The sequence below is a fragment of the Polaribacter sp. genome (genome assembly GCF_965656025.1).
Lineage (GTDB): Bacteria > Bacteroidota > Bacteroidia > Flavobacteriales > Flavobacteriaceae > Polaribacter.
The window spans coordinates 19,609-22,581 of record NZ_CBFHJT010000041.1 but is presented as its reverse complement, the minus strand read 5'-3'; the positions used below and the strand labels follow the sequence as shown (position 1 = coordinate 22,581).

Here is a 2,973-nt window from a genome sequence, read left to right as displayed (position 1 = left end):
TACATCATCTTTACAACTTGTTACTATACTAAACAGCACTATTAAAATTATGAACTTTGATGCTGTAGCAGAAATAAATGAAGTACTTTTAAAACTCATTATTATCTAATTATTATAATTAAACCTTTTAAAATTAATCAAATTTAACTTCTCGAGTAATTTTACCTGAAGGACTATAAAAGTCAATTTTATAAACTAACGTGTTTACGCTAATTTTATTTGAAGTTTGTGAAAGATAACCACCAGCACTAGTAGAAAATATATGTTTTCTTTTTGAACCATTTTTGAATATAATAATAGCATATGCTTCATCAGACTCAGGTTCTACAAAAGAATTATTGCTATTATTTATCTGCAATGATTTTACATTTTCATTGTTTACTCCTACCAATACTAAAGGTTTTAAATTGGTATGAACTTTTACAATGCTTTTAGCATCTCCAAAAACAGAAAATCCTGTTTCCTTAAACTTTTTCGAGGTAAATGTACCATTTTTATTGTTCATTAGAATATGGCCAATTGAGGCATCATATTTTCCCATTCCAACTTCTGCACCATAATCGTTACCTACTAATAATAGATCTAAAAACCCATCTTGATTAATATCTTCAGTAAGAATTCCATTTATAGGAGCAATTTGAGTTTCATTGGGAAGTTTAGTTATTTTAAACTTGTTATTACCCAAATTTTCAACATACGAAGATTTTAACTCTTCTGCTTTCAATGTCTCATAAGTTTTAGATCCAAATAAAGATAGCACATCTTCTGTTGTTGATTTTGCAAAAGTATTGTAATACAAAAATTTCTTCTTCAATATGGGTAGTTGTTTTACCAATTGATCTAAAGATGCAATTGGATAATAATTACCTTCTTCGTATTTAGAAAATATAGGATCTATAGAACCATTATTATCAAAATCAGCGAAGTCTAACTTAATAGGATGATTATCTTTAACCTTTAAGTTAGAATTTAAACCAAGATTACCAACAACAAAATCTATATCTCCATCATTATCAAAATCTGCAGAAACTATACTATTCCATAAACCTGAACTATTTTTTAAATCAGATTCTTTTGTGATGTTTTCTAATTTAGATCCATTTCCTTTCAAAATGGTTATAGGCATAAATTCTCCAACAATCACTAAATCAAGGTTTGTGTCATTGTTAAAATCTGTCCAAGTAGCTGATGTTACCATGCCTACATTATTTAATAATGGGCAAACAATATCTGTAACATTTTTAAAATTACCATTATCATTTTCTAGTATGTAACTTTTGGGAGCAAGTGGGTATTTGCCTGGTATAATTCTACCTCCAACAAATAAATCTAAGTCGCCATCTTTATCAAAATCTCCTGCAGAAACTGTTGAAGTACTGGTTAACATTTTAGGCAATTCACCTTGTTTTAATTGTCCATTAAAATTATAATATATTCGATCTTGATATGCTTTGTGACCTACATATCTTTCTGTGCCACCACTTGTTATATAAATATCTAGATAACCATTTCCATCTGCATCAAAAATAAGTGCTCCACCATCTTCATAAAGCTCAGTATCTGGTATATCTATCTTTTTAAAATTTCCATTTTTTTCCTGATAAAGTATTGCTGAATTAAAACCATATGTACCCCCAATAAAAACATCTTCTAAACCATCATTGTTCAAATCACCTACAGCCATTGCTGGTCCTTGACTTGAATATTTTTTTAGTAAAAGTGATTGGATTGCAAAATCATTATAACTCCTGTCTTGATGTTTGTATAGAAATGTAGTGTCTGAAGAAAAGTATCTACCTTCATCTTTATTTATAGGAGTTTTTTTATGTTCTGTTGCAGTTGATTGAGACACTACAATTGTCTGATTAGCAAGAACATCAATTAGCAAATTTATAGCTCCATTAGGCCATTCTACTTTTAAGGTATCTACCTTTTTAAGGTTGTTTAGCCCAAAATGAATCGTATTACCTACAGAGCTTTGAAATCCTCTTACTGGTTGATTGTATCTTATTTTTTTGGTATTTCCATTGATTAGCGTTAAAAATGCTCCTTTTCCGTTTTTATTTGGAGAGTTTCCTTCTAATTTAACTTTTAAATATTGAGTTTTAATAGAATCTTTTTCACGAAGTTTATTTTTGTAAACAAATGCTGGTTGATTGATATTATTGACGATTAAGTCTAAATCACCATCATTATCTAAATCAGAATAAATTGCTCCACTAGAGATTGATTTTTCGTTGAAACCCCATTCCTTATTTATTTTTTCAAAGGTTGAATTTCCTTTATTTTTAAAAGCATAATTTGCAATTTTAATACTTGGTCTGTGGTATAAACAATCGATAACAGACTTTTTTAGCTCATTAACATTACCAAAGGATGTAGAAATTTTTTCCCTAAATTTCACAAAATCCATATCTGTGATGTCTTTTCCAAAACCATTGGTTATAAAAATATCATTTAATCCATCGTTATCAAAATCTGCAATTAAAGGAGCCCAACTCCAATCGGTTTTATCAATACCTGCAAATTGACCAATTTCACTAAAGCTTTTATTACCATTATTGACCTGAAGCATATTTCTCATTTGCTGATGTCCATACCCAAGTTTATTGGCAATTTGAAAAACATCGTGCGAATGATGTGTACCAGACATTAACTTTCTTCTTTTAACATCTTCAGGTAACATATCAACAGTTACTATATCTAATAAGCCATCGTTATTGATATCTGCAACATCATTACCCATAGAAAAATGACTTGTATGGCCAAAGTAGTTTCTAGCATCTTCTTTAAAAGTACCATTTTGCTGATTGATATATAAAAAATCTCTAGACAGATAATCATTAGAGACATATATATCTGGCCATTTGTCATTATTAGCATCAAAAACAGTTACACCAAGACCAAAGCCTTCTATTGTAATACCTGCTTCTTTTGAAACATTTGTATATACTGGGTGCCCTTTCTCTTCGT

1 protein-coding gene is annotated in these 2,973 nt (G+C 29.5%); it reads right to left on the bottom strand.

The window, feature by feature from the left end:
* Positions 1–133: 133 nt before the first annotated feature.
* Positions 134–2,973: VCBS repeat-containing protein (locus tag ACTG3S_RS09090; protein ID WP_439129044.1), on the bottom strand; the 2,840-nt coding region annotated here is incomplete at its 5' end.